The organism is Pseudoalteromonas sp. SG41-1, from assembly GCF_014164575.1.
Lineage (GTDB): Bacteria > Pseudomonadota > Gammaproteobacteria > Enterobacterales > Alteromonadaceae > Pseudoalteromonas > Pseudoalteromonas rhizosphaerae.
This window is the reverse complement of the sequence record NZ_JACJFL010000059.1, coordinates 1-23,207: the sequence shown is the minus strand read 5'-3', so window position 1 is coordinate 23,207 and position 23,207 is coordinate 1. Positions and strand designations below refer to the sequence as shown.

Annotated in this window: 14 protein-coding genes and 3 pseudogenes; 15 read left to right on the top strand and 2 right to left on the bottom strand. The window is 41.3% G+C overall.

The window, feature by feature from the left end; translation table 11 throughout:
• From H5203_RS20460 to H5203_RS20450, 5 genes are all read left to right on the top strand, one after another.
• On the top strand, positions 1–2,147 hold a 2,147-nt coding region (locus H5203_RS20460), incomplete at its 5' end, for a TonB-dependent receptor domain-containing protein (protein ID WP_182820210.1).
• 113 nt (positions 2,148–2,260) lie between these two features.
• The gene (locus tag H5203_RS23035) at positions 2,261–2,548 is read left to right on the top strand and encodes a hypothetical protein (RefSeq protein WP_259401983.1); all 288 of its coding nucleotides are present in this window, start codon (positions 2,261–2,263) and stop codon (positions 2,546–2,548) included.
• A 116-nt stretch (positions 2,549–2,664) separates the two neighbouring features.
• Positions 2,665–2,904 (top strand): 2OG-Fe(II) oxygenase family protein, encoded by a 240-nt coding sequence (locus tag H5203_RS23030; protein ID WP_310736567.1) that lies wholly within the window; start codon positions 2,665–2,667, stop codon positions 2,902–2,904.
• Positions 2,905–3,364: 460 nt separating this feature from the next.
• Positions 3,365–3,490 (top strand): hypothetical protein, encoded by a 126-nt coding sequence (locus H5203_RS23025; RefSeq protein ID WP_259397419.1) that lies wholly within the window; start codon positions 3,365–3,367, stop codon positions 3,488–3,490.
• A 12-nt stretch (positions 3,491–3,502) separates the two neighbouring features.
• Positions 3,503–3,952 carry a transposase gene (locus H5203_RS20450; RefSeq protein WP_182820211.1) on the top strand — a complete coding sequence of 150 codons (450 nt, stop codon included), beginning with the start codon at positions 3,503–3,505 and terminating at the stop codon, positions 3,950–3,952.
• A 272-nt stretch (positions 3,953–4,224) separates the two neighbouring features.
• Here the strand turns inward: H5203_RS20450 and H5203_RS20445 are convergent, their stop codons facing one another.
• Positions 4,225–5,850 carry an alpha-glucosidase family protein gene (locus H5203_RS20445; RefSeq protein WP_145233428.1) on the bottom strand — a complete coding sequence of 542 codons (1,626 nt, stop codon included), beginning with the start codon at positions 5,848–5,850 and terminating at the stop codon, positions 4,225–4,227.
• 713 nt (positions 5,851–6,563) lie between these two features.
• Between H5203_RS20445 and H5203_RS20440 the strand changes: the two genes are divergently transcribed.
• From H5203_RS20440 to H5203_RS20410, 7 genes are all read left to right on the top strand, one after another.
• A complete protein-coding gene (locus H5203_RS20440) occupies positions 6,564–9,350 on the top strand; it encodes a TonB-dependent receptor (protein WP_182735197.1) in 2,787 nt (928 codons plus the stop codon).
• A 98-nt stretch (positions 9,351–9,448) separates the two neighbouring features.
• The gene (locus H5203_RS20435; RefSeq protein WP_182735198.1) at positions 9,449–10,948 is read left to right on the top strand and encodes a tryptophan halogenase family protein; all 1,500 of its coding nucleotides are present in this window, start codon (positions 9,449–9,451) and stop codon (positions 10,946–10,948) included.
• A 1-nt stretch (position 10,949) separates the two neighbouring features.
• Positions 10,950–12,794: a glycoside hydrolase family 13 protein gene (locus H5203_RS20430; RefSeq protein WP_182820209.1), complete on the top strand. Its 1,845-nt coding sequence runs from the start codon at positions 10,950–10,952 to the stop codon at positions 12,792–12,794.
• Positions 12,795–12,917: 123 nt separating this feature from the next.
• On the top strand, positions 12,918–14,810 hold the full coding sequence (locus H5203_RS20425; protein WP_145233436.1) for an alpha-amylase family protein: 1,893 nt from the start codon (positions 12,918–12,920) through the stop codon (positions 14,808–14,810).
• On the top strand, positions 14,800–16,284 hold the full coding sequence (locus H5203_RS20420) for an MFS transporter (protein WP_182820208.1): 1,485 nt from the start codon (positions 14,800–14,802) through the stop codon (positions 16,282–16,284). The genes H5203_RS20425 and H5203_RS20420 overlap by 11 nt, the downstream gene beginning before the upstream one ends.
• 14 nt (positions 16,285–16,298) lie before the next feature.
• Complete coding sequence (locus H5203_RS20415; protein WP_182820207.1) at positions 16,299–18,704, top strand: glycoside hydrolase family 15 protein; 2,406 nt, start codon at positions 16,299–16,301, stop codon at positions 18,702–18,704.
• An 86-nt stretch (positions 18,705–18,790) separates the two neighbouring features.
• Positions 18,791–20,503, top strand: coding sequence for an alpha-amylase family glycosyl hydrolase (locus H5203_RS20410; RefSeq protein ID WP_182820206.1), 1,713 nt, complete (start codon positions 18,791–18,793; stop codon positions 20,501–20,503).
• 20 nt (positions 20,504–20,523) lie between these two features.
• Here H5203_RS20410 and H5203_RS20405 read toward each other — a convergent pair.
• Positions 20,524–20,862: pseudogene (locus H5203_RS20405) on the bottom strand (tyrosine-type recombinase/integrase); the annotation flags it as partial.
• Between the two features lie 77 nt (positions 20,863–20,939).
• Between H5203_RS20405 and tnpB the strand changes: the two are divergent.
• From tnpB to H5203_RS23020, 3 genes and pseudogenes are all read left to right on the top strand, one after another.
• Complete coding sequence (tnpB, locus tag H5203_RS20400) at positions 20,940–21,287, top strand: IS66 family insertion sequence element accessory protein TnpB (RefSeq protein WP_182762794.1); 348 nt, start codon at positions 20,940–20,942, stop codon at positions 21,285–21,287.
• A 95-nt stretch (positions 21,288–21,382) separates the two neighbouring features.
• Positions 21,383–22,907, top strand: a pseudogene (gene tnpC / locus H5203_RS20395) (IS66 family transposase).
• Positions 22,908–22,929: 22 nt separating this feature from the next.
• Positions 22,930–23,207, top strand: a pseudogene (locus H5203_RS23020) (alpha-amylase family glycosyl hydrolase); the annotation flags it as partial.

Sequence of the window (23,207 nt, the reverse complement as noted above, 5' to 3'; positions counted from 1 at the left end):
TGAACCTTAGCCACGTTACTCAAGCTGAAATTTGGGCTGGTGATCGTGATATCTCATCAATGGGTAACAGTTCAACAACAGAAAAAGGCCGTCTTCGTTTAACATCTAGTGCTATTTCTGATTCATTACGTAGTGATTTACTAGCTCAAGGTTATACCGAAAATAACACTGGAAAACCTAATGCAGGTTTTGACTTAGTTCCTAATGGTGCCGGTTCGGACGTTGGCCTTGATTCGTTCAGAGATCGCAGTGGTGATGTATATAATTATGCACCGGATAACTACTTAGCTACTCCGCAAGTACGTAATAGTATGTATGTACAAGCATTTTACGATTTATCTGATGACGTTAGATTAGTTTCTGACTTCATGATGACCAATCGTCAATCGTCTCAGTTGTTAGCAGCGATGCCGCTTACCATTGGTGCGTCTTTTGGTTCAGCAGCAAGTAAAGTAGATATTCATGCAAATAATATCTATAACCCTTTCGGTGAAACGTTATATGGTGATGCATCACGCGCTGGTGTTGAAGGTTATGTCCCTTTTGCTGGACAGCGCCGTTTTATTGAAGCTGGTAACCGTATTTATAAACAAAATGATACTACTTACCGTGCAATGGTTGGCTTAGAAGGTGGTATCGGCGATACTTCTTGGGTTTGGGATGCATCATATATTTACGGCAAAAATAGCCAAGACGTTTTAACCACAGGTCTACTTAATCTTACTCGTATTAACCAAGCATTAGGTGATAATTGTAACGCATCTACTTCGTGTGTCCCTCTAAATTTGTTTGGCGGTGAAGGTTCTATAACACCGGAAATGGTTGATTATGTAACTTTTGATAGTGTATCCCGCGAAGGTTTAGAGCTAAAAGATTACACATTAAACTTTGCGGGTGATGCGTTTGAATTACCTGCAGGTGTTGTAGGTATGGCTATCGGTTTAGAGCGTCGTGAAGAAACTGGTTACGATACGCCAGATCCATTAACACAAAGTGGTGAAACATCTGGTAACCAGCGTGATGCTACCTCTGGTGGTTTTCGCTTAGATGAGGCATATGTTGAGCTATCAATCCCTGTTTTTGAAGGCTTAACTATTTCACCAGCAATTCGATTCTCAGATCACAGTGCATATGGTAGCAACTCTACTGCTAAAGTGGGTGTAGAATACCGTCCTATCGACGACATTCTACTTCGTGGTACATGGGCTGAAGGTTATAGAGCTCCTTCAATTTCGGATTTATATGCAGGTAATTCTGATTCATTTCCTACATTAACAGATCCATGTAATTCAGTGGACGGTGTTGTACCTAACCTTCCTGGTTGTGCAGGCGTTCCAGATGGATACTCACAAGCTAATACGCAAATTCGTGAAACTCGCGTTTCTACTCCAGATTTAAAACCAGAAGAATCAGAATCAAAAACATTTGGTGTTGTATACAATCCTAGTTATGTTGATGGTTTAGAGTTCACAATCGATTACTATGACATTGAAGTTACAAATTCAATCGGTCGATATGGCTCTCCACGTATATTGAGCGAATGTGCTACTGGTGAAAATGCTAAGTCTTGTGATTATATTGAACGGGACTCTAATGGTAATGTTACAGATTTACGTAACTTCCTGCAGAATTCAGGTGATTATAATGTTGAAGGTATTGATTTCTATACAGCTTATAAATTTGATACTGAATACGGTAGCTTTAAAACGTCACTAGACTTGTCATATGTGATGACAAATGAATTTGATGGTGAAGACCAAGTTGGTATTCAGTATGGGAATGGAGGTTTCCCTGAATATAAAGGTACATTTGCAGTTGATTGGTCGATGGGTGATTTTGACGCTCATTGGCAAACACGCTATGTAGATCGTTTACATAACAACTACGATATTTTATATGGAGCTGAGAACTATCCAGGTATGGCTGCGGAGATCGGTTCTTACTTTGTGCATGATGTTTCAGTTGGTTATGCGCTAGATGCCTATAACACAAAGCTTTCATTAGGTATAGAGAATTTATTTGCTAAAGAACCAACGCCAGAATATAGCAATAACGATGTAGCAATATCTACAAACAACTTCTCAGTTACTGAGTATGATGTGAATATGGACCGCTTCGTATATTTACGAGCAACGATTAAATTTTAATGCATTATTAATAATTTAATTTAAAGCCACTCTAGAGTGGCTTTTTTTATGAGGTAAAAATAGTTGAGTTAAAAAATACAACTGAAAAGCTGGAGTGTATACAAAAAGAGTATATGAAGAATAAAAAGGTCATACTCTCAGACGTATGGACAGATGAAAGTGCATCACTTCTGCACGAAGCGGTCGAAAATAAGACGAGTTTTCTAAATGCTTTTGCTATAGATGGTAAATATATTCAATCTTCAGATCGTGAATTAGAGAATATGACTACAGAAGAAAAAAGAGAACTCCAAAGGACAATCTATAAAGATGCTTCAAATGGAATTGGCTTTTTTATGGGCGACATAATATCAATAAAAATACAGAATTTTCTTTATATAAAGCTCTTTTTAATTATCTGAATTCAGATGTTTGTCTTAACTTTATTCGACAGATCACTGGTAATGAAAATGTAATTAGTGCAAGTCTACAAGTAACACGCTATATATCAGGTAATTTTTTAACAAGGCATAATGATGTGCTACCTAGTGAAGGTAGAGCTATTGCCTATGTGTTTGGTTTTACACCAAACTGGCATCCTGATTGGGGTGGTTTACTACACTTTTTTAATGCTGAAGGGGGGATGGTTGATACATTTTTCCCGAAAAATAATACTCTTAGTTTATTTGATGTAAACTTACCACATTCAGTAAGTTACGTAACACCTTTCGCAAAGTATCCAAGATATTCTATTACTGGTTGGTTCAATGTAATTTAGCCTTATATTTAAGGCATATTCATAGGTTAGATCTTAAGAAAAATTGAAGTTGAACTCTGTTAATGATCAAATAGTTACGCCAATAAAAACATGACTAAAAACAGAGTTCAGCCGCAGATTAACCAAGTTTCAAATCAATTTAAAGCCCTTATCTCAGAAAAGCATCTAATTAAGCTTGCAAAAACCTCTGGATTTCAAATTCGACACCGTTGCCGATTGATTGTTTATCTGCTCAAAGCTGTATTCAAAAGCTTATCTTGCTAGCAAGACGCTAACTTGCCAGATATCCATCAGAACCTGCGAACGCAGGCTAATTGCACGATAAATTATAAACCTTTTCATAATCAGATTAGAAACCGGCCTTGACTGAACTAGTCCGTGAACTCGTTACTTAAGCGATGTCTAAATTGACTGTAACACGCTGGATAAAACCTTTTTTACCCAGCTAGGAATACAGCGAGTGTTATTGCAAGATGGCTCATCATTTGTTCTACATGATGAATTAGCTGTGGTTTTTGCTGGTCGCTTTACTGCTATAAGTCCTGCCGAAATTGAGTTGCATGTTACCTACGACCTATTAAACTAACAGCCTTGTGAAATAGATACCCGTCCTGATGTTGACACTGAGCTAGCCTTTTTACCTGGTCGTCACACACTAGAAAATACGTTATTACTTGCTGATGCAGGGTATTTTGATTTAGATTACTTTGAGCAAATATCTCAAGATGGCGGCTACTTTTTGGTCAGAGCGAATAAAAACATTAACCCAACCGTCACATCCGCTTATTACGCTGGTGTAGAGCTTAAAGAAAATAATAGTAAACTCAAAAATTTGCCCGAGAAATGGGGTAGTCAGCCACTTGAGTTAACAGTACGCTGGAAGAAAAATGGATCCGAGTATATGCTTATTTATCTACCCAATGAAAAGCGCCCCGTTTCCCCTGTTACTAATTTAAAAGAATACAGTTTAACCTTGATGAGTTACTCGATATATACGCGACTCTTTGAAAAATCGATTATTTTTCAAAGAGCTAGAGTCATGGAATAACTCAAGGGGTTTTATTAAAAAAAACCGCATATTGCAGAATCGCTGGTTTGGCTGAGCATACTGCGAACACAGTGTAATTATAAGATACACCGTGTACTTGATCAACTAGCGGTAAATTGTAAGCGGCAATTCATTGAAAAAAATAATGATATTTGCCGTTTAAAATAGGTAGATCACACGACCTGCGTTCCTTAAGAACTAAGTTATGATAGTCTATAACAATGGTTAGTTTCTTAATTTTATATATGCAGTGTTGTAATTAGATTTTGAAATTAACTAACTGCTGCGTAAAAACAACCAAAACCGGGTAGGGTAAGGGTTTGTTTCTCTAAGCTGCCATTGTGATGATTCAATTCTGTATGTTGCACAATATCAGTGTGTTCAATGTTGAGGCTTGCAGGCTCTTGAGCTAGGTTAAATACGCACAACATAGTCTGGCCTGCAAAACGACGGTAAAAAGCTAACAATGGCTCAGGGGTATTAATAAATTCAATATCGCCTTCGAGTAAGATAGCTTGTTGCTTACGCCATGTCATAAAATGGCGGAACGCATTTAGAATCGAATCGCTATCGCTATCTTGTTTGCTTACAGTCTGGCGTTTGTGGTTTTCGTCAACAGGTAACCAAGGTTTCGTTGCAGAAAATCCGGCCTGTTCACCGTCATCATTGTGCCATGGCATAGGCGTACGACAGCCATCTCGGCCTTTAAAGTTTGGCCAAAAAGTTATCCCATATGGGTCTTGTAAGTCTTCAAACGCCACACTTGCTTCGCCAAGACCTAGCTCTTCACCTTGGTACATACATACACTACCGCGCAATGAAGCGAGTAGGGCGGTAAGCATTTTACACTGCTCTGAGTTTACTTCACCATTGTTACTCCAACGACTAGCAACACGTTCTACATCATGGTTACTAAAGGCCCAGCATGGCCAGCCTTCTGTCATTCGTTCTTCCAATGTTTTAACTGTTGTACGAATATACTCACTGCTATAATCATTGGTTAGTAGCTCAAAACTGTAACCCATATGCAATTTATCGCCACCGGCTGTGTATTCAGCCATAGTAGCAAGTGAATCCTCGGATGATATTTCACCCAAAGACACGGTACCAGGATACTTGTCTAACAGGGTACGAATATCTTGCATAAAGCTGATATTTTCAGGTTGGGTATTATTATAATGATGATACTGAAATGCATATGGATTATCTTCGCTAAAACCACGGCCTTGGCGTTTTTCTGGTGGTTTGGCTGGGTTATCACGTAGCTGTGCATCGTGATAACAAAAGTTAATTGCATCTAGGCGAAAACCATCTACTCCTTTTTTAAGCCAAAACTCAACATTATCTAATACTGCTTGACGTACATCTGGATTATGAAAATTAAGATCCGGTTGTTCAGTAAAAAAGTTGTGTAAATAATACTGGCCACGACGCGGCTCCCATTGCCAAGCAGGGCCACCAAAAATTGAAAGCCAGTTGTTTGGCTGGGTGCCATCTGGTTTTGCATCAGCCCATACATACCAATCAGATCTGTCGTTAGTTTTGTCTTCTCGGCTATCTAAAAACCATTGATGTTGGTCTGATGTGTGGCTCAATACTTGATCAATAATAATTTTAATATCACGTTGATGAGCTTGTGCAATGAGCTCGTCAAAGTCATTAAGATCGCCAAAAAGAGGGTCTACGTCACGATAATCGCTGATATCATAGCCAAAGTCTTTCATTGGTGATTTAAAAAATGGTGAGATCCAAATAGCATCAACACCCAGACTTTTAATATAGTCTATCCGGCTGATGATCCCTTTTAAATCACCAATGCCGTCACCGTTGGTATCTTGAAAACTGCGCGGATAAACCTGATAAATCACGGCGCCCTTATACCACTGCTGTTGAGCCATTTTTTTCTCCATCGTGACAACACTTCCCATTTAATTATTACTGTTTAGAAATGGTGTGTTCGTAATCTTGTTAGCAGTTCGATTGAAACGAACTACGTTATTTTTTAAAAAGCATACGTGAAGGGCTTGATACTGTAAAAAGGATGCATACGTATGCATGCTAAATAGATCGCTTTGATAAGGAAAACAGCTTCTGAAAAACCTACGAATAAAGGTATGTGAGCGGCAAATGAATGTTTACCAATTCTCGTTTTCGTATCATTAACAAAGTAGCAAATCCAACTTGGTGCATATTATATGGGTTCTGTAGCGTGATGGTGCATTGCAATTAATGGTCTTACCAATTGGCATTTTGTAAGAGGAGCGAGCAGGACTCGAATGTAAAGTGTGAATGCACTAATAATTAAGGTATTAAACTGTAAATTGCCGCACCAAAGGAGCTCTAAGCAGTGCATATTTCTTTTATAAAATAGAATGATCAATTGCCTCATCTTTATACCTATAAAAACAAGGTGTTGCCATTATTTGTGTGAATTTTTTGTTAAAGTTATTGGTTTTGCACTAGTCTGAATACGTATGCATAAAGTTGTTAATAAAATAAAACGGGCGTTAATATTCATCCTGACAACAAAATAGCTAACAAATGGTTTGCTTCTATCACAAGCAACTCGCTAAAAGTTAGTAATATAAAATTGGGTAACGGGAAACACATCATGTCTATGTTCAAACCAAGTATATTAACAATTGCACTTGCAACCGCAGGTATTAGCAGTTTCTCTTCATACGCACAAGAAGAGCAACAAACCGCAAAGAATGACGTTGAAGTCATCGAAGTTAAAGGTTTTCGCGGCAGCGTTGTAGAGTCAATCAATACAAAGCGTTTTTCATCAGAGGTGGTTGAATCTATCTCTGCAGAAGATATTGGTAAATTACCAGACTCATCAATTGCGGAGTCAATTGCCCGTTTACCAGGCCTTACTGCACAGCGTTTAGATGGTCGAGCAAGCCGAGTAAGTGTGCGTGGTTTTAGCGAAAATGAAAGTGCTACAACCTTTAATGGTCGTGAGCAAGTATCGATTGGTGACAATCGTGGTGTTGAGTTTGACCTTTATCCGTCAGAAATAATGAGCGGTGTAACCGTATATAAAACGCCAAGTGCAAGCCTAGACGCGGAAGGTATCGCCGGTGTTATCGACATGCAAACTGTAAAGCCTTTAAGTAAAGGTGAGCGCGTGATCATGTTTAATGGTCAATTAGAGCAAACAGGTTTTGATAAATTAAATCCAGATGGTGATGACCAAGGTTTTCGGGGTACAGTATCGTATATCGACCAATTTGCAGACGATACAATTGGTGTTGCATTTGCTTACAACAAAATGAGCTCACCAAACCAAGAAAAACGCTGGAACTCTTGGGGTTATCCTGAGTTTACGGGTGATGACGGCCAAACGTATTCGATACTCGGTGGTGCAAAACCGTTCGTGCGATCATCTACTCTAGAACGCGATTCTGCAATGTTAGTCGTTGAAGCAGCACCAACCGATCGTTTAAGTATGACATTTGATGCGCTTTATGTTGATTTTTCAGATGAAAAAATCCTTCGTGGTATTGAAGTTCCATTTGCATGGGGACAAGGTACAATTGATCCTAACTCAGCCGTAGTTGACTCTGAAAGTGGCTTTATTACTAGTGCTGTAACCCAAGGCCAACGTGTAGTAGTACGTAATGACTACGAAGAGCGTAATGCTGATTTAACGCAGTTTGGTTTTAACACTAAATATAACATAGATGATTCTTGGTCAGTTGAACTTGACGCCAGCCGCTCTGAAGTTGAACGCCAAATTTGGAGTATCGAAAGCTATTCTGGTACTGGCCGAGGCGATGCAAATGGTATTGCTGATAACATTGGTTATGAGTTTGATGGTGGGAACACCGGTGCACAGTTTTCTCCTCAGCTAGACTACAGTGATTATGGCTTAATTCAATTAGGTGGTCCATTATCATGGGGGTCAAGTGCAGCTCTAAACAATAAATATGGCTTATCAGGAACAGCTTACGAAAATACTGCACAAGATGGCTTTATTAATGCCCCTGAAATTAATGATGAACTAATTACATTAAAGTTAGCGGCAAGCAAATTACTTGAAAACGAGTACTTTAGTAAAGTAAGCTTTGGTATTTCATACCGTGACCGCGAAAAGAGTAAAGTGTCTGAAGGTTACTTCATGACTTTAAAAGACTTTTCATTATCAAACCCAGGTATGCTATCGATTCCTGAACAATATCGTAAAGGTACAGCTAGCCTTGATTTTATCGGCATGGGCAACATGGTTGCTTATGACACTAACGGTTTAGTAAACGACGGTTACTATGATTTACTACAAGAAAGCCTGACTGATCAAAAACATAAAACGCAATCTTGGACAGTCAAAGAAGAAGTTACTGCAGTATTCGCACAACTCGATATCAATGCTGAACTCGGATCAATACCGGTCAGAGGTAATATTGGTGCTCGCTATGTACAAACAGATCAATCCTCGCAAGGTTTTGCAGCAAATACTGTTGATGGTCTAGTGGTTGTTTCATCTACAGATGTAAGTCATGACTATAGCCACTTTTTACCAAGTATAAATCTATCGTTTGCAATTGATGAAGACCAAACCATTCGTTTTGGTGCTGCAAAAACTATTTCACGTGCTCGTCTTGACGAAATGAATGCATCAATTAATGCTTCATATAATCAGCAACCAGATGAAAATGGTAATTATTGGAGCGTATCAGGTGGTAATCCGAAGCTTGAGCCTAAAGAAGCCACAGGTTTAGATATAAGCTATGAAAATTACTTTAATGCAGAAGGTTACTTTGCTGCAGCGTTTTTCTATAAAGATATTACGCAATGGATTTTTGATGGTAGTTATGAAGTTGATATGTCTGGAGTTGCAGACCCATCAACAGGTCAAATTCCGGCTAACTCAACTGGCTCTGGCTCAGGTAAAGTAAATGGTGGCGAAGGTGATCTTTGGGGTTACGAACTATCACTGGCATTACCGTTTAATATTTTTCACTCATCGTTAGAGGGTTTTGGCTTAATTGCAAGTCATACTGGTGTAGAGCAAGACCTGACTGATCAAAATGGTAACGAGTATGAACTACCAGGGTTATCAGACCAAATTGACAGCTTAACGGTTTATTTTGAGCGTAGCGGTTTTCAAGCACGTACAAGTATGAGAAAACGTAGCGACTTCAAAGGCGATGTTTACGGTTTGGGTTTTGCGACAACACAGGTTGATATCAAAGGCGAAACTATCTGGGATGCTCAAATTGGTTATGACTTTAGTGAAGGTAGCATTGAAAGTTTGAACGGCTTGAGTGTTACGTTCCAAGTGCAAAATATCACTGAAGAACCATTTGTATCGCTTCAAGGCAACAGTGATTTACAAGTACGTGATTACCAAGATTACGGCCGTACTTTCCTACTTGGCTTTAGCTATAAGCTATAATTTTTTTTAGCGTTGAAAGGCCCTTGTAATTTGTTTTACAAGGGCTTTTTTATATCGCTCAACTACACTGATAAAAGTACATAACGGTGGAAGCGTGAATGCAAAAGCAAAAGTTAAAACACATAATTATTGCCGGTGGTGGTACTGCAGGTTGGATCACTGCGGCGTTACTTAATAAAGTGCTAGGTAAAGTAGTTAATATCACCCTCATTGAGTCGGATCAAATTGGTACGGTCGGAGTTGGGGAAGCTAGTATTCCGCCGATACTTCACCTAAACGCGGCATTAGGAATCCACGAGAGTGAGTTTATCAAAGCAACACAAGCAACAATTAAGCTCGGCATTGAGTTTGAAAATTGGCGCGAAAAGCATCACAAATATATGCATGCTTTTGGTGATGTTGGGAAAGACTTCCCATTTTGTGAGTTTTACCACTTTTGGCTGAAGGCTAAGCAGCAAGGTAGTGAGACAGATTTTTGGGACTTTTCACTTAACTATCAAGCAGCAAAACAGCATAAGTTTACTCATTTAAAATACATACCTAATACACAGCTAGCAGGTCTAAGTTATGCTTATCATTTTGACGCCACCTTGTACGGAGAATTTTTAAAAGAGCTGACTATATCACGCGGTGTTAAACGCATTGAGGGTAAAATTGCTGATGTTCAGCAATGCCCAGAGACCGGTTTTGTAAAGGCACTTGAGCTGTTAGATGGGCAAATAATTTCAGGCGATTTATTTATAGATTGCACAGGGCTAAGCGCACTGCTAATCGAAAAGACCTTAAATACGGGGTTTGAGGATTGGTCACATTGGCTGCCATGTGATAGTGCTATTGCGGTACAAACTAAAACGGCTACAGAGCCAGTGCCTTATACGCGTTCTATTGCACATAGCGCAGGCTGGCAGTGGCAAATACCATTACAACATCGTGTAGGTAATGGCCTAGTATATTCAAGTCGACACTTAACCGATGAGCAAGCGAAGCTGAAACTGCTTGATAATATTCCCGGTGAACCAATTACAGAGCCTAGAGTGATTCGTTTCAAAACAGGGCGAAGGCGAAAGCAATGGCATAAAAATGTGGTCGCTATTGGTTTATCTAGCGGCTTTTTAGAGCCGTTAGAATCGACCAGTATCCACCTTATTCAAACCGCCGTGATTCGGTTAATAAAGTTTTTTCCGAATAATGGAATTAAGCAGTCATTAATAGATGCATATAACATGCAAAGCCAAATCGAAATTGAGCGGATCCGCGACTTTATTATTTTGCATTACAAATTGACTGAGCGCACTGACAGCGCATTTTGGCGCCAGTGTAAGCAAATGAATATACCTAAATCACTGCAAACTAAAATCGATTTATTTAAGCAAACAGGTAAATTAATTAGAGAAGATGATGAACTTTTTGCCGAAGTTGCATGGCAGCAAGTAATGATAGGTCAAGGGCTTGGAGCGCAGGATTATCACCCACTCGCAGATGCACTGAGTGATGAACAACTCGCAGAGTTATTTGGTAATTTAAAAACTCTGATTAGTGGTACGGTAAACAAATTGCCGACTCATAGTGAATTTTTAGCGAGGATGAAAAATAATTAATATGAAATCACTCATTCATATCTTTTTATTAAGCACGCTTTTAGGGATGTGTTTAAACGCCAATGCAATAACTATATCACCACAAAACTGGTGGGTTGGTATGCAAAATAATACCTTGCAAATTATGCTGCATGATCAAGGTATTGCTAAGCAACAATGGCAATTAGCATCTTACTCAGGGGTGAGTTTAAAAAGTGTAACTAAAACAGATAATCCAAATTACGCTTTTTTAAATATTGAAATAAATCCAATAGCAAAGCCAGGTGTTTTAGTGTTTAGCAGCAAATCAGGGGAGCGTTTTGAGTATCAATTGCATGCACGTAAAGCTAATAGCAGTAAACGTAACGGTTTTGATAGCAGTGATACCATTTACTTAATTAATCCGGATCGCTTTGCTAATGGCGATAGCAGCAACGACACAGTAAAAGGAGTGCTTGAGGCTGCAAATCCAATTGAGCGAGGTGGGCGTCACGGTGGCGACATTCAAGGTGTAATTAACGCACTGCCGTATTTGCAAAAACTGGGCGTAACCCAGCTTTGGTTAACACCACCGCTTGAAAATGATATGCCCAGCTACTCTTATCACGGTTATGCAATTACCGATTTTTACACTATCGACCCACGCATGGGCTCAAATGAGTTATATCGCGAGTTATCAGCCAAAGCGAAACAACACGGTATTGGTATAGTGATGGACCTAGTGCTTAATCACTTTGGCTCTGAGCATGAATGGATGAAAGATAAACCCACATCAGATTGGATCAATTTTAATGGCGAGTTTGCAAACGGTAAACATGCTACCAGCCATGCTCGTCAAACCATTCAAGACCCACATGCAAGTGAGTTTGATAAACGCCAGTTTAGCGATGGCTGGTTTGTAGCCACAATGCCGGATCTAAACCAGCGGCAACCGTTATTAGCAAACTACCTTATCCAAAATGCTATTTGGTGGATTGAATACGCCGACTTAAGCGGTATTCGCGTTGATACCTATTCATATTCAGACAAAGCCTTTTTAGCTGACTGGACTAAAGCCATAATGACTGAGTATCCCGCTTTTAATATTGTTGGCGAAGAGTGGACCACCAATCCTGCGATTGCTTCATATTGGCAAGCAGGAAAGGTAAATAACGACGGCTATACCTCAAGCTTACCAAGCGTGATGGATTTTTCATTACAAGAGTCACTTATTCAAGCACTTAATGAAGAGGAGAGTTGGAACACTGGCTGGGTAAAAGTGTATCAATCAATCGCCAATGACTTTTTATACCCAAATCCAGACAACTTGCTCGTGTTTGCCGATAACCACGATATGAGCCGAGTTTACACTCAGCTTAAGCAAGATCTTGCTAAAACGAAAATGGCGATGACTATGTTGCTTACCACTCGTGGTATTGCACAAATGTATTATGGCACCGAAGTATTGCTTGATAATACGGGCAGTAATGATCACGGTGATATCCGTATTGATTTCCCCGGTGGTTTTAAAGGTCAGCCAAGTAATGCTTTTACAGGACAAGGGTTATCAGATGAGCAGCGTGATATGCAGCAAACCATCACCACCTTACTTAATTTTAGAAAGCAAAGCCCAGCAATAGCGCAAGGTAAACTGGTTCATTTTAGTCCTAAATCAGGTATATACAGTTACGCGCGGATAAGTGAACAGCAAACTTTGTTGGTGTTTTTAAATAAAAATACCGCAGCAAAAAACTGGTCATTAGCGTATCTGCAAGAGGTTATTGGGCAATACAAACAGGCTGTGAGTCTTTTTACTGAACAGCAAATAAATATAACAGATACAGTGACCTTAGCGCCTATGAGTGCAACGGTATTAATAATTGAATAAAGCCTGTGTGAATACGTATGCAGCCGCTGTCAGTCAGTGGCAGTTCACTTTAGTATTAAATTTATAATAAAAATGACGTTTAAATGACAACCCATTAAAACGTCAGATCTAAGTAAGAACATTATGACAACAAATAAAACCACAATTAGTACATTCAAATATGGCTCATGGGTATTAGCTAGTAGCTTGTTATTGTCGAGCTGCTCAGATGAGCCCACAACCCCCAGTACTGACAAAAAGGTAGCTGAACAAGTTAACGAGCATTCAAAGCCGGTTGTGTATCAGGTATTCACGCGCTTATTTGGTAATACGCAAACAGCCAATATTCCGTGGGGAACCAAAGAGCAAAATGGCGTAGGCACATTTAGTGACTTTAATGATACTGCTTTAAGTGGCATTAAAGAACTTGGTACCACCCATATTTGGTATACCGGCGTGTTACACCATGCTTTGGTCGGCGATTACAGCCAATATGGAATTAGCCAAGATGACCCGGATGTAGTGAAAGGCCGTGCCGGCTCGCCGTATGCAATTAAAGATTATTACGATGTAAACCCAGATTTAGCCATTAATCCAGAGCGCCGCCTCGAAGAGTTTGCTGCATTAATTGAGCGCACCCATCGACACGGTATGAAAGTGGTCATTGATATTGTGCCAAATCATGTGGCGCGTCATTATCAATCAACCGCTAAACCCGCTGGAGTTAAAGATTTTGGTGAGCAAGATGACACCAGCGTAGAGTATGCCCGCGATAATAACTTTTATTACGTTACTGGGCAGTCATTTCAAGTACCAACCATTGAAAACTACCAAGTGCTAGGCGGTAATGCCCACCCACTTGCTGATAGCTTATTTGCTGAAACGCCTGCAAAATGGACTGGTAATGGTGCCCGTGCTGCTAAGCCTGATATAAACGACTGGTACGAAACAGTTAAAGTAAATTATGGCGTAAAACCTGACGGTAGTTATGACTTTCCAACTCTGCCCGATGAGTATGCTACTAAAGATTTACGCGCGCACTTTGAGTTTTGGCAGGATAAAGAGTTGCCAAACAGCTGGTATAAGTTTCGTGATATCGCGCTATATTGGCTCGATAAAGGCGTAGATGGCTTTCGTTATGATATGGCCGAAATGGTACCTGTAGAGTTTTGGAGCTTTCTAAACTCATCAATCAAGATGCACAACCCAGAGGCATTTTTACTAGCCGAAGTATACAATCCCGCACTATATCGCCCGTATATCCAGCAAGGAAAAATGGATTACTTGTACGATAAAGTCGGCTTTTACGACACCTTAAAAGCTGTTATGCAAGGCACGCAACCGGCAGACACTATTTTTAATGCTCAGCAAAAAGTGGCTGACATAGAGCAGCATATGCTGCACTTTTTAGAAAACCATGACGAACAACGTATCGCCAGCCCTGACTTTGCAGGTAGTAGTGAAAAGGGCAAACCCGCATTAGTAGTATCAAACCTTATTAGCCGTGCGCCAACACTATTATATTTTGCTCAAGATGTGGGTGAAGATGGCTCTGAAGATGCAGGCTTTGGCAAACCAACTCGCACCAGTATTTTTGACTACATTGGCGTGCCAGCGCATCAAGCGTGGATGAACAACGGCAAGTTTGATGGTGCTTTATTAACACCGGCACAAGGTCAATTACGTGAATATTACAAAGCCGTTATGGCGTTGAGTAAACATCCAGCAGTTGTAGCTGGTGACATGCAACCACTGATGGTTACTGGCAGCGAAAAAGTTGCTGCGTTTAGCCGCAGTATCGGTAATCAACAAATTTGGGTGGTGAGTAATTTTGCTGAGCAAGTCAGTCAGATCAGTATTGATATTCCACTTAACACACTGACGCAAAATACCAGCGAAAAATTACAATTGCTTGATTTGCTAGAGGCGAATCAAAACGCCGAGCTAACTATTACAGCTGAGCAGGCACACATTAGTTTAACTTTAAATGCGCTTAGCAGTGCAGTATTAACCACTGGAGCTCATAATGAAAAATAACAAACCAGATTTAAGTTTTTGGCAAATATGGAACATGTGCTTTGGCTTTTTAGGCATTCAATTTGGCTTTGCACTGCAAAACGGTAATGTAAGCCGAATATTTCAAACCCTTGGGGCTAATGTAGATGACATTCCTATTTTGTGGGTAGCAGCACCACTCACAGGGTTAATTGTACAGCCAATTATTGGTTACTGGAGCGATAAAACCTGGGGCAAATTAGGCCGCCGTCGTCCGTTTTTTTTATACGGCGCTATTTTAACCACATTATCGTTATTTATTATGCCAAACTCACCAACGCTTTGGATTGCAGCGGGCATGTTATGGATCATGGATGCATCGATTAACGTCACTATGGAACCATTTCGCGCTCTTGTAGGCGATAACCTACCAAACAAACAGCGTGCTACTGGCTATGCAATGCAAAGCTTTTTTATAGGCATAGGCGCCGTGGTTGCTTCTGCACTTCCGTGGATGATGACGAACTGGTTTGATATTGCCAACACCGCCGCTGCAGGGCAAATTCCTGATTCAGTAAAGTACTCATTTTACTTTGGTGCAGTTGTATTGCTGGTCGCAGTGGGCTGGACAATTATAACCACCAAAGAATATTCACCTGAAGAATTGGCCGCATTTAATCAACAAGAGCAAACTGAGGCTGAACAGGCTGTATCTGCACAAATTAACTTTAGTAAAGGCGGCAGTGTATTTACTGTGTTAGGCCTTGCCGTACTTGGTTTAGTTATGGGATTAAACCTAGAAAAAGAGCTGTACCTATTGGCAGCTGGCTTAGTGAGTTTTGGCGTAATTCAATTTATTGCAGCCGCACTACAGGCAAAAAACCACACCAGCGGTGGCTTTTACCAAGTCGTTAACGATGTATTCACCATGCCAGAGGCGATGAAACAACTTGCTTGGGTACAGTTTTTTAGCTGGTTTGCATTATTTGCCATGTGGATTTACACCACCTCAGCGGTAACCAGTTTTCATTATGGTAGCAGCGACACAAGTTCAGCGGCGTATAACAATGGTGCAGACTGGGTGGGTATTTTATTTGCGGCTTACAACGGTTTTGCTGCATTGGCGGCTTTATGTATCCCGATCATCGTTAAGCGTGTTGGTTTAAAACTAGCGCATGCACTTAACCTTATTTTAGGTGCGTTAGGTTTAGCGAGCTTTATGTTTATACAAGATCCGAGCTTACTTATTTGGCCAATGATAGGTATTGGTTTTGCGTGGGCGTCTATTTTGTCTTTGCCTTACGCCATGTTAAGTACCTCAGTACCGAGTCATAAAATGGGTGTGTATATGGGAATATTTAACTTTTTCATTGTGATCCCACAATTATTAGCCGCCAGTGTCCTTGGCCTGATACTTCGTCACTTTTTCCAAAATCAACCTATTTACGCATTGATGCTAGGTGCTGTGTCTTTTGTACTTGCAGCGGTTGCCGTACTGCGAGTTAAACAGTCTTAATTTAAGGGTCTAAAATGAAAAAATATAACCTAATTACCGCGACAATATTGGCCGCAGGCCTTGTCGGTTGTGGCGTGCAAAATACGCAAACCAGTACAGAAGCGCAAACATCAGTGAATGCGCCAGGCGCACCAGGCGAAGCCCCATTTTGGGCATACGCAGGTAAAACCGGGATAGGCACGTCTTTTGAGCAATACCAAAATGGCCATTACAGTGACGACGCGCCAACAGCTAAAGTGTCAAAAGTATGGTTTTCGATTGCTAAAGGGATGATCACCGAAACCATGTTTGGGCTTATTCATCAAGCGCAAATTAAAGACATGCAATTTGTTGTAGTAGGAAAAGATTTTACAGTCACCGAAGCTGATGATTTAGACGTTACTATTGACTACTTATACAAAGACGATAAAGGCCGCCCGTTATCATTAGCATACAAAGTAGTAAGCAAAGACAAACAAGGTCGCTTTAGCCTAGAAAAACATATATTTACCGATCCAGACGGGCAAAGCTTATTTGTACGCAGTATTTTTAATACCCAGCTCGACGGTGTAAAAGCTTATGTAACGGTTAACCCGTATATAAACAACAACGGCTTAGATGACTTTGCAAAAACCACCGAGCAAGGATTGGTAGCGTGGCAGGGCGATAATTACTTGTCATTGCAAGGTGCACAGCCATTTAAACAAACAAGTGTCGGTTTTACGGGCGTGAGTGATGGTTTAAGCCAGCTTAAAACAACTCAGCAGCTTACCCGCGTTTATAAAACTACCGGTGAACAATCGGGGAATGTTAGTTTATTAGCAGAGCTAGGTGAAATTGGTAAAAACAGTCAATTCGATTTAAGCCTAAGTTTTGGCAACAACCAGCAAGCAAGCTTTAAAGAAGGCCAAGCTACGCTAGCCAAAGGTTACCAAGCTGTGCTTGATAATTACAACGGTAAAGGCGAAGCCCTTGGTTGGCAAGACTACCTGCAAAGCCTTGCACCACTGACTAGCATGAGCGAGCAAACCGCTGATAACGGCAAGTTACTTTATACCAGTGCTATGGTGTTAAAAGCCCAAGAAGACAAAACCCATGCAGGGGCGCTTATTGCGTCTTTATCTAACCCATGGGGCGAAACCGTATCTGCTAAAACCGGCTCTACTGGTTACAAAGCGGTATGGGTACGCGACTTTTATCAAGTTGCCATGGCATTTATGGCCATGGGCGATACTGCAACAGCCAAAACCGCATTTGAATACCTTGAAAAAGTACAAGTAAACAGCAAAACCCCGGGCAACAACGGCGACACAGGGTGGTTTTTACAAAAAACACACGTAGATGGCGAACTTGAATGGGTAGGCGTACAGCTAGACCAAACCGCTATGCCTATTATGCTAGCGTGGAAGCTTCATCAGGCTGATGTATTAAGTGATGCTGAGCTAACTGATTGGTATACCCGCATGTTAAAACCGGCCGCTGACTTTTTGGTAGGCGGTGGGCGCGCTAAAATCCTATGGAACGACATGCAAATAACTCCACCTGCGACTCAACAAGAGCGTTGGGAAGAGCAAGCAGGGTATTCACCATCAACCACCGCTGCTGTTGTTGCCGGTTTAATTACCGCTGCTGATATTGCAAAAATGGCAGGAGATGAGGTGAATGCTAAACGCTACCTTGCGACAGCAAAAAGTTACAACGCCGATATAGAAAGTATGATGTTTACCACCGCAGGTAATTTAGAATCAAACGCTTCAGACGGCGAGTATTTTATTCGCATTGGCCAAGATAAAAACGCCAACTCAAATACCAAAATTAACGCTAATAATGGCCGTGACGGGTTTAATAAAAAGCAAATACTTGATGGTGGCTTTTTAGAGTTAGTTCGCTATGGCGTACGTGATGCGCTAGCGCCCAGTATAGTTAAAACCTTACCTGAGTACGACGATGAAACGCTCATCGATAACCTACAAGTTAAATACAGCTTTGAGTTTACTGATGGCAGCGGCACATTTGCAGGCTACCGCCGTTATGGTAACGACGGTTACGGTGAAGATGAAGTAACCGGCGCTAATTATGCGCAAGGCGGAAAAAACAGCCCAGGGCAACGTGGGCGAGTTTGGCCATTTTTTACTGGTGAACGTGGTCATTACGAAATTGCCGCCGCGAATGCCAATAATACGTTAGATGCAACTAAACAGCAGGCTATTAAAAATAGCTATGTAAAAGGTCTAGAGCAATTTGCTAACGAAGGCATGATGCTACCAGAACAAGTATGGGATGGCGTAGGCAACAATAAAGCAGGATACACGTTAGGCGAGGGCACTAACTCAGCCACACCACTGGCGTGGACGCATGCTGAATACGTGAAGCTAGTTCGCTCATTAAGTGACAAGCAAGTATGGGATCATTATCCGGTGGTAACTAAAGCACTAAAATAACCACAAACTATCCGCAGTTCAGGTTAATTAACATAGCCGTAGTAAAATACGGCTATGTTATTTATTACAATAATAACGAGGCTGAAATGAAAACCTTTACCTTAAGCGTGTTGGCACTGGCACTCATGCTAACAGGCTGCCAAAGCGCACCATCATTAAATAACAACACTAATAACACCGAAATATCGCAATTAAACACTGAGCAACACGCAACGCCTTGGTGGCAAAATGCGGTATTTTATCAAATCTGGCCACGTAGTTTTTACGACAGCGATGCTGATGGCCATGGCGATTTTAATGGTATGACCCAAAAACTCCCGTATCTGCAAGAGCTCGGCGTTAACGCATTGTGGTTAACCCCGATGTTTGAAGCACCGTCGTATCATGGCTATGATTTTACTGAATTTTACCAAGTAGAAAACGACTACGGCAGCATGGCAGAGTTTGAAGCCTTTATAAAAGCCGCTGATGATAAAGGCATGAAAGTCATACTTGATTTAGTTATTAATCATATATCAAGTAACCATGAATGGTTTCAGCGTTCAGCAAAACAACAAGCCCCTTTTGCTGATTACTTTATTTGGCGCGACGATATGCCAAAAGCCGGTAGCGGTTGGGGCCACGCATGGAGTGATAACGACAAGCCCGATGCCGTATGGCATTGGAATGAAACACGCCAGCAATATTACTACGGCGCGTTTGGTGCCAGCCAACCTGACTTAAATTTACGCCACCCTGATGTTATTGCTGAAATGGAAAAAATGGCTAAGTTTTGGCTTGATAAAGGCGTTGCAGGTTTTAGGTTAGACGCTGTGCGCTTTGCCATGGAAAGCGGCGGCAATGCACAGGCCGACACAGACGAAACCATAGCTTACTGGCAGCACTTTAATCAGTATGTAAAAAGTGTGAACCCTGAGGCGTATTTAGTAGGTGAAGCCTGGGCCGATATTCCTGTGGCAGCCAAGTATTATGGTGCAGGGAAGGGGCTTGATCAGGGCTTTGATTTTGAAGTGGGCTATAAAATACTGGGTTTGTTAAAACCAGATGCCAGTGGCGAAGCGCAATTTGGCACCATGCAATCTAACCAACAAATCAACGCAGTTGATGCCAATGTGCTCAAACAAAATTTACAGCAACGTATTGACTCAGCCGCACCGCTTGATTTTTTTGCGCCGTTTTTAACTAATCACGACCAAGAACGTATCGCTTATCAACTTGCAGAGCATGACGATAAAGCAAAACTTGCCGCTGCGATGTTATTTAGCTCCCCTGGTACACCGTATATTTATTACGGCGAAGAAATTGGCTTAACACAAGGTGGCACAGGCCATGATGTTTATAAACGTGCGCCTATGCAATGGGACAACAGCAATCAAGCCGGTTTTACCAAAGCTAAAACGAGCTGGGTTGAACAAAGTGAATTATTTGGTAAAGACTTTACCAGCTGGTGGCCTGAATTTTTAGCCGAGCAGCTTAGCGCAGGCGATCGCAATGTTAAAGTACAGCAAGCAGACTCTGATTCACTTTGGCGTTTATATCAGCACTTAATTTCGCAGAAAAAACAGCGCCCAGAGCTGGGTATTAAAGGCAGTTATGAATTAACGCAACACAACAACGGCCTAGTTGAAATAACCCGCGAGTTAAACGGCAGTAAAGCGATGTTTATACTTAATTTAACCGCTAACCCGCAAAGCATCAGCGGTATAAAACGTCAGGGGTTAACGCCTAGCTGGCAACACGACCTCAATGACGAACAACTCGCTGGCTATGGTTTGTTGTTATTGAATAACACACTTTAAATAAAATTCATCCGTTGGGGCTAACATATGTTAGCCCCAATTCGTGAAAATGGGCTAATTACGCCATTGGCGCCTTGCTGCAAAACATGCGTGTAAATTTGGGTTGTTCTCACATCAGTGTGACCTAATTGTACCTGAACCGTTCGAATATCAGCGCCACTTTGGAGTAAGTGCGTAGCGAAAGAATGGCGTAAAGTATGTGGGGTAACGTGTTTATTAATGTTGGCATCCTTAGCTGCTTTTTTAACCGCGCGCTGTACTTGCTTTTCATCTATATGATGCCTTCTCAACTGTTTACTTTCAGGATCAACACTGAGCTTATAAGATGGAAATAAATATTGCCATCCCAGCTTCTTGCTATCGGTAACGTGAAAGTCAGCTTGCCATCCACAATGCCTGCCACTTATCTGAGTCAACTGTTACGCGAGCTTGCCTAATGAAAATGTTCGTTGAACCTGCACATATTTACCTCTATCGCGATGCCGTGGATTTTCGAAAATCCATTGATGGTCTGGTCGCAATCGTTGAGGGTGAGCTTGAACGTGATGCCTATACTGGCGCTTTATTTTTATTTTGCAACAAAGCGAAGGATAAACTCAAGCTGGTTTACTGGGATAAAACGGGGTTTGCTTTGTGGTACAAGCGATTAGAAAAGCAAAAGTTCAAATGGCCAAACAAAGCCAGTCTGCAAGAATTTGAGCTCAGTCCAGAGCAACTGGATTGGTTGTTGTCGGGATATGATGTGCTTGGTCATGAAGAGTTGCGGTATAAATCGATGATCTAATCGATCATATTGGGAGTAAATGATCGTTGCCACACCGTCTGTTTTATCTTTGCGTCAAGCAAGAAAACACCGTCAAATTCTGTTAAATTGCGAACATGAAAATTGATGCACACTCACTTCCTGACGACCCAGAACAACTCAAGCGCATGTTGCTTGAGTTGCAACAGCATATGGATGAAAAGTTAGCTGAAAAAGACGCGAAAATTCACGAATTGCTACAAGCTTATAACGCGAAACTAGCCAAAGAGTACGCCAAAAAATCTGAAAAGATGCCGGGTGCAGGCGAAGTATTCAATGAAGCAGAAGATATTCTCGATGAACATGATAAAGCGCTATTGGCCACATCGGCCTCAGTAAAGAAAGAAAAAGCCAAACCGAAACGCCGGCCACTGCCGGCTCAGTTACCCCGAGTTGAGGTCGTTGTTGACCTCGAAGAGGATGAAAAAATGTGTGATTGCTGTCAAAGCCCCCTTCACAAAATGGGTGAAAGCAGCAGTGAAGCACTCGAGTTTGTGCCAGCGCATATCAAAGTCATCAAAACCATTCGCCCTAAATATACGTGCCGTCACTGTGAGCGTGAAGGCATTGAAAGTGTGGTAAAAACCGCCCTTATGCCCGCAACAGCCATTCCAAAAAGCATCGCAACGCCCAGCTTGCTGAGCCAAATAATCATGTGTAAATACCAGTTTGGCTTACCACTTTATCGCCAAGAAACCATGTTAGGCGATATTGGTATTGAGTTGAGCAGACAAACCATGTCGAGCTGGATGTTGCGCTGCGCAGACCTGTTATCCCCCTCTGTATCAACGCTTAAAAGACGTGTTGCTATCTCAACCGGTTATTCACGGCGATGAAACCCCGTTAAACGTCATTAATGCAGATAAAGCAACCAGCTATATGTGGCTGTATTGTTGCGGCGATGATAAACCGAGTAAAGGCACCAATATTGTCTTGTTTGATTATCATAACAGTCGCGCAGGCCAATGTGCGGTTAATTTCCTTGATGGTTACGAAGGCTACATGCACGTTGACGGCTACAAGGCTTACGAGCAAACGAATGCAACACTGGTTGCGTGCTTAGCCCATATGCGCCGTAAATTCATCGAGGCTAAAGGCAATAATAAAAAAACCGTCAAAGCAGATGTAGCACTAAACCTTATTCGCAAGCTCTACGGTATTGAGCAAGCCATCAAAGATAAATCGCACGATGAAAAATTCAAGATTAGGCAGAGAAAAGCCAAACCAATCGTTGATGAATTGTATCAATGGTTACTCAAGCATAAAGATAAAATCCCACCAAAAATGGCGTTAGGTGAAGCAATTACCTATGCGATAAATCAGTTTGAGAAATTCAGGCGTTACCTTGATGATGGCAGGCTCAGTATTGATAATAACCGTGCAGAGCGAGCTATAAAACCGTTCGTAATAGGGCGAAAAAACTGGTTGTTCTCAAATACCTGCAATGGTGCTCATGGCAGCGCTATACTTTATAGTCTTGTTGAAACCGCAAAGGCAAATGACCTTGTGGTGCATGACTATATCTCTACTTGCTTACAGCGCCTTGCTGAGCAGCCAGATAACCTTGAGCCACTGCTACCTTGGAACATTAAGCAAAGCTAGGTGTCGTTAGCTATACGCTTACGGTGATGATAAATACACAGGTAAAAACTTTGATCACCGTAGGGAGTGCTTAGTAGAGCGAATAAGGTTTTTAAGTAGTGTATTTGCCATAGAAATAGCAGCCTGCGCGATTATGAGCAATTACTACCATCTTGTTGTGAACGTCAATAGGCGACAAGCACTTGATTGGTCTGATGATGAAGTAATTGAACGCTGGTATCAACTTTATAACGGCCATGTTTTAGTTGATCGTTACTTAAATGGTGAGCAGCTAGATAAGGCGAGTGTGCTCTTTTTTGA